This window comes from Rhodovarius sp. (assembly GCF_040399605.1).
In the GTDB taxonomy this organism is placed as follows: Bacteria; Pseudomonadota; Alphaproteobacteria; order Acetobacterales; family Acetobacteraceae; genus Rhodovarius; species Rhodovarius crocodyli_A.
In genome coordinates, this window is sequence record NZ_JBBARU010000129.1 from 1 (window position 1) to 4,905 (window position 4,905).

The 4,905-nt window shown below is 67.7% G+C and carries 8 protein-coding genes; 2 read left to right on the forward strand and 6 right to left on the reverse strand.

The window, feature by feature from the left end; all coding sequences use genetic code 11:
- On the forward strand, positions 1–203 hold a 203-nt coding region (locus ABWP84_RS18025; RefSeq protein ID WP_353213408.1), incomplete at its 5' end, for a hypothetical protein.
- On the opposite strand, the gene ABWP84_RS18030 is transcribed toward ABWP84_RS18025, so the two are convergent.
- Genes ABWP84_RS18030 through ABWP84_RS18040 form a run of 3 tightly spaced genes read right to left on the reverse strand, consistent with a single transcriptional unit; the run spans position 200 to position 1,283 of the window.
- Positions 200–553 (reverse strand): DUF952 domain-containing protein, encoded by a 354-nt coding sequence (locus ABWP84_RS18030; RefSeq protein ID WP_353213409.1) that lies wholly within the window; start codon positions 551–553, stop codon positions 200–202. The two genes, ABWP84_RS18025 and ABWP84_RS18030, sit on opposite strands and share 4 nt — an antisense overlap.
- Before the next feature lie 8 nt (positions 554–561).
- The gene (locus ABWP84_RS18035; protein WP_353213410.1) at positions 562–993 is read right to left on the reverse strand and encodes a cell wall hydrolase; all 432 of its coding nucleotides are present in this window, start codon (positions 991–993) and stop codon (positions 562–564) included.
- Positions 990–1,283, reverse strand: a complete 294-nt coding sequence (locus tag ABWP84_RS18040; protein WP_353213411.1) for a hypothetical protein — start codon at positions 1,281–1,283, stop codon at positions 990–992. The genes ABWP84_RS18035 and ABWP84_RS18040 overlap by 4 nt, the downstream gene beginning before the upstream one ends.
- 37 nt (positions 1,284–1,320) lie before the next feature.
- On the opposite strand from ABWP84_RS18040, the gene ABWP84_RS18045 reads away from it, so the two are divergent.
- A complete protein-coding gene (locus tag ABWP84_RS18045; RefSeq protein WP_353213412.1) occupies positions 1,321–1,611 on the forward strand; it encodes a hypothetical protein in 291 nt (96 codons plus the stop codon).
- Here the strand turns inward: ABWP84_RS18045 and terL are convergent.
- From terL to ABWP84_RS18060, 3 genes are all read right to left on the reverse strand, one after another.
- Positions 1,541–2,977, reverse strand: coding sequence for a phage terminase large subunit (gene terL / locus ABWP84_RS18050; RefSeq protein WP_353213413.1), 1,437 nt, complete (start codon positions 2,975–2,977; stop codon positions 1,541–1,543). The genes ABWP84_RS18045 and terL overlap by 71 nt on opposite strands.
- Positions 2,955–3,269, reverse strand: a complete 315-nt coding sequence (locus ABWP84_RS18055; RefSeq protein WP_353213414.1) for a hypothetical protein — start codon at positions 3,267–3,269, stop codon at positions 2,955–2,957. Before ABWP84_RS18055 ends, terL begins: the two co-directional genes overlap by 23 nt.
- A gap of 7 nt (positions 3,270–3,276) precedes the next feature.
- A partial coding sequence (locus ABWP84_RS18060; protein ID WP_353213415.1) for a phage tail fiber protein occupies positions 3,277–4,905 on the reverse strand: 1,629 nt, incomplete at its 5' end.

A 4,905-nucleotide genomic window follows, 5' to 3' on the forward strand; every position in this document is an offset into this window, starting at 1 on the left:
CAAGTCGCGGCCCAAATCACCTCAACGGCCGCCGCAAGGGTTATTGGCAGGCTGTCGTCAGGAGCAGGCGGCCATTGGAAATCATTGGTGTTACCAAGACCGCGCCGAACAATGAGCGGGCGCTGACCAACCGAGGGAAGGCCTCGATAGCCAGCAGCGATGGCGGCACATTTTTCGAGGGATCTGCGCGAATGGGCCGCTAAGCAAAACCCTCGGGAAAGCAATGAACCCCATCCGCGCCAAGCGGCAGCGGCATAACGCGGCTCACCGCTGAGAGCGGCAGGCTGCCATAGAGATGGGGGAAAAGTCCCGGCCGGCCGCTCGCCGGCGGCTCGAAGCGCAGCGCGCTGCCAAGCGCCGCCGCATCGGCCTCCACGATCACCAGATCCGCCTCGCCGGCGCGGTGTTTTGCCGCGGTGGCGCGCAATTGGCCGGCGGTGGAGAAATGCAGAAAACCGTCGCGCCGGTCATCTTCGCTGCCGGTATAGGCCCCGGCCTTTTCGGCGGCCGCCCAATCGGTGCGGCGCACAAGGGTGTAGATATGGCGTTCCATGCCGCCTTTCACGCCGCCAGGCGATAGAGCGCAAGCCCCCCGGCCTCGGCCAGCGGCATGCGGCCCACCGCCCAGCCCGGCAGGCTTTGGGCCTTGTGCCAATGGGTGGCGCCCGGCGCCATATCGGGCAGGGCGCCGGCCAGGGCACGGGCCGCCACCCGGCGGCACATGGCCAGATGGGCATTCTCCGGCCCCGCCCCCCAGGCCGCGCCGCCGGGGTGCCAGCAGCCGAACTGGAAGGGAGCGCGGCAGACCGCGACGATCATCGCCGGGCCATCCTGGGCCAGCGTCCCTTGGGCAAAGCGCAGCCGGGCCTCATCGCAGGCCATGGCCATGCGGGCGCGGCGCAGCACGAGGGCGGCCAGCGCCTCCACGCCGCGCAGCGCGCAGCCCGCGGCCTCGGCATGCAGGGTGCGGGCGAGAATCTCGGTGGGGTTCATCGGCGGGTGGCTTCCTCGAGTTTTTCTTCGATACGGATGAGGTGATCGGTGATGCGCTGATCCACGCCGCGCATGAGCGTGAGCGGCACGTAGCTGCGCGCCACCTCCAGCTTGAAGGCGGCCAATTCATCGCGGGTGCGGGCCAGCCCATCGGTCTGCCGCAGGTCGCCGCGCTCGATGCGCCGGTCCAATTCGCGCCGGATGCCATGCAGCATGCAGAACAGCACGATGAGCATTTTGGTCTGCAACACCATGACGATCAGGGCTGGGGGGATTTCGGGGGAATTCATGTTAAGCTTCTCCAGTCAGGGCCGGGGGCCTTGAGCGATGCCGGGGGGCTTTGGGGTGAATTGGAACGAGCCTTATCTTGAAACCTGCTGCCGCTCGGCGCTGCACCGGCTTTTGCTGGTGGCGGCGCTGGGGCGGCCGGATGGCCTGAAGGATGGGCCATGCCTGGCGAGGCTGGCCGGCATGGGCCTGGCCGCGCCCAGGGCGGATGGGCGATGGCAGATCACCGCCCTCGGCCAGGCGCGCCATGGCGAGTTGGTCAATCCCCACCGCGCCAGGAAGGCGGGCGGGGCGGCGGCGGCAGGCGGGGCAGGCGCACCGGCTCGCTGAGGATCAGCCCGGCGATCGCATCGAGCGCGTCATCGCGCGCCGCCTTATCCTCGGGCCGCCATTCGGCCATTTCATCGGGCAGCGGCCCGGCCATCACCCGCTCATGTGCGAGCAGCCGCCGTGCGGCCAGCAGCGGGTCGAAGGCGGCGAGGATGCGCTCATGCTTGGCGCGGCGGCTGACATGCTCGCGCACATGGCAGGCGACCCGCGCCTGGGCGAGGGCGCGGCGCAGCATGGCGGGCAGGCACTTGCCGATGCCATTGGTCTCGACATGCACGGCGGGCAGATGCAGCTCCGCGGCGATGGCGGCCACCCGGTTGCATTGCTGGGTTGCGCTGTCCTCGGCCTGGTTCGGGTCATGCGTCAGCCAGGTGAGGCTATGCAGGTAGTAATGGCCCTCGGCATCGGTATAGGCGGCGGCCAGGACGGAGCCATCGCCACCATCGGGCCGGCCGAAGGCGGGGTCCCAGAAGCCACCGCCTGAGACCATGCGCCTTCCCATCAGATGCAGCTGCGCTAGGCCATTGGCCTCGCGGTAATCGGGCTCGGCGCGGTAATGGATGATCAGGGCCGGGTCGAGGCGCAGATGGGCATCGCGCGCCGCGCGCAGCTGCATCTGCCGGGCGAAATGTAGCGGGCCCACCCGCAGCCGCAGCGCCTCGATGCTGGGGGCTGGGAAGCGCTCGGGCCAGGCGCTGCGGCCTTGGCTGTCGAGCAGCGGCATGGCCAGGCGGTGATAGCCCGCCAGCAGCGGCTCATCGGCGATGCGGTAGATGCTCTGCGTGGTGTGCGGCGTGCCGACGAAGATTTGCGTGCCACCGGGCACGAGCACGAATTCGCACTCGGCCAGGCGCTCGCGCATATCTTCGCGCTTGGCCTGGGTGTCGCAATTGCCGGCGACCTCGACATCATCGCAGATGATCATCTCGGCCCGCGCGCCGGTGATATTGCCGGTGAGCCCCTGCGCCAGCATCGAGGGGTCGCGCAGCACGCCGCGGCGGGCCACGGTGAAGCGATCGGCGGCCCAGGCATCTTCGCCATCGGGCAGCAAATGCTCGCAGAGCGGGTGGCGCTCGATGATGCGCCGAACCTGGCTGACCATCTTGCCGGCCAACGCCTGATCGGCCGCCAGCACCAAAATCCGCGCCTCGGGGTTGCGCTGCAGCCACCAGGCACAAAACAGCCCCACCAGGGTGGATTTGCCCGAGCCGCGAAAGGCCATCAGCAGCAGCCGATGATCGCCCGCCGCCACCCTCGTATCGCACCAGCGCGCGATGCGGCGGTGATGTGCGGGCGTGCCCATGCCCTGCGTCTCATTCCAGACCCAGACGAATTCAATGAAGTCACTCTTGGGCTTCGGTGTCATCCGATGTGATCTCCGGTCTGTCACCCGCCAGCGCGCGGCGGGCATGGGTGAGCATGGCGGTGTGCTGGTCCTGGTTGTTCTGGGCGGTGCCTCCATCGAGTTTGAGCAACGCGTCGATATGGGTGATGGCGGCGCGGGCTGCGGTGTGGCGGGCGAGGAAGGCCCGGGCGTGATCGGGGTCCTGGGATGCGATATCGGCATGCAGGAAGGCGAGGTATTCGGCGAAGACGTGCCGGGCCTGGGCGGCGATATCGACACCCAGGCCCTTTTGCCTGCGGCGGCGGGGGAGCATGCGCCGCCTAGACCCGAGGTTTTACGGCGTGGACATACAGCGTGCCGGCATCGATGGTGATGCTGCCGCCGCTGATGTTTTGCGCGGTGACACGCAGTTGATCGGCGCCGGCGGTGCCGCCCACAGCGGCGTGGAAGATCACGCCGCCATTCTGGAAGCCGGCGGTCTTGGCAAAACTCGCATTGACAAAATCGCCCTGGCGCAGGCCTGGCAGCGTCACGTCGCGCGTGGCGGTGGCATTGGCGGCCAGGGCGGGTATCGTCCAGCCGGTATCGGTGGCGGTGTATTCGCGCACACCCCAGCGGCGGCTGCCACCGAAGAGCACCGTGGGGGCATAGACGGCGGGGGTGTAGAGCCGGAGCGCCGTGATCACCGCGCTGGGCGAACCGCCACGCACGCCGATCAGCGCGAAGCGCGCATCTCCATGCAGGGTGACACGTTGCAGCTGGTTGACGGCATAGCCACCGGAGAGGCTGTCCAGATTGGCATTGCCCTCCCACCACATGGTGGGCGAACTGGCCCAGAGCGCGTTCATATTGGAGAAGAGCAGCGATGAGGTGACGCCCAGCACATTCTCCGATGCATCGAATTGCTGGATGACGGGGCGCAATTCGCTGCCCTCTGCGGCGATGAAGAACTCCTTGCATTGCGCGCAATCCACCACGAAGCCCAGGGCGCGCGAGGTGGGGATGCCGATGCTCTCGGCATTGAGGATGAAGTTGTTAAGGCCGGCAAAGCATAAGCCATCCAGGGTGGTGGGCGCGCCCGCGGGGTTGCCGGAGAGCACGGCCATGCCTTCAAAGCCCACCCCGCCCGGACCATCGATGGTCTGGCGGAAGGCGCGGGTGCGGATATTGGCGGCCTCGGCGATCAGCCGGGGCGTGGCATGCGCGGCTGCGGCCTGGTGCAGCGACAGGACGCTCGCCCCGGCGCGGGTCGCGCCATTGGGGTAATGCACGCCATTGCCGGTGAAGCCATAGGTGCCGGTATAGCCGACCTCATAGAGGCAATCACTCGCGCCGCCGGTGTGGCGCGCCACATATTCGCTGCATTGCTCCATGCGGATGGAGCGCGCGGTGATACAGCGCGCATCGGCCACATCGACCAGGAAGGGGATGGCATCCACGCTGCCCGGGGTGCCATGGCGCTGCAATTCAAAGGCGGGGCCGAGGAAGAGGTGCTGATTGTGCCGGTCATAGCCGCCATCGGCGCAGGAGAAGCGCACGCCAAAGCGGCCGATGGTAGGGTTCACCCCCGAGGCTACGACGAAATGCCCACCCAGATAGGTGATGGAATTGTTCCAGCCGGCGGCGCTGCCGGTGCGCACATCGAGGCCGATCTTGTTATTGGCGATGCGGCCCAGATGCAGGGTGCTATCTTCAAAGCCGCGCTGGTCGCCCAGGCTGCGCAGGCCAATTGTGAAGCCCTCGGCCTGCAAAATCTCGACATGGCTGGCATCGAGGTTGCGCAGCACAATGCCGATATCGGCCTCGTCGGACCAGTCGGACTGGCTGGCGCGCAACACCCGCAAGCCCTCATAGCGGCGATTGGCATTGCGTACCTCGCCGCCGCTGCCCAGGGTAAGCGCCGCCTGGCCATCCGGCCCGGCATAGAGGATGACCCCGCGCATGGTCAG

Bases quoted from the DNA above. Each gene is read 5' to 3' on its own strand.
- ABWP84_RS18030 (WP_353213409.1), bottom strand. From the start codon at position 553: ATGGAACGCCATATCTACACCCTTGTGCGCCGCACCGATTGGGCGGCC.
- ABWP84_RS18035 (WP_353213410.1), bottom strand. From the start codon at position 993: ATGAACCCCACCGAGATTCTCGCCCGCACCCTGCATGCCGAGGCCGCG.
- ABWP84_RS18040 (WP_353213411.1), bottom strand. From the start codon at position 1,283: ATGAATTCCCCCGAAATCCCCCCAGCCCTGATCGTCATGGTGTTGCAG.
- ABWP84_RS18045 (WP_353213412.1), top strand. From the start codon at position 1,321: ATGCCGGGGGGCTTTGGGGTGAATTGGAACGAGCCTTATCTTGAAACC.
- terL (WP_353213413.1), bottom strand. From the start codon at position 2,977: ATGACACCGAAGCCCAAGAGTGACTTCATTGAATTCGTCTGGGTCTGG.
- ABWP84_RS18055 (WP_353213414.1), bottom strand. From the start codon at position 3,269: ATGCTCCCCCGCCGCCGCAGGCAAAAGGGCCTGGGTGTCGATATCGCC.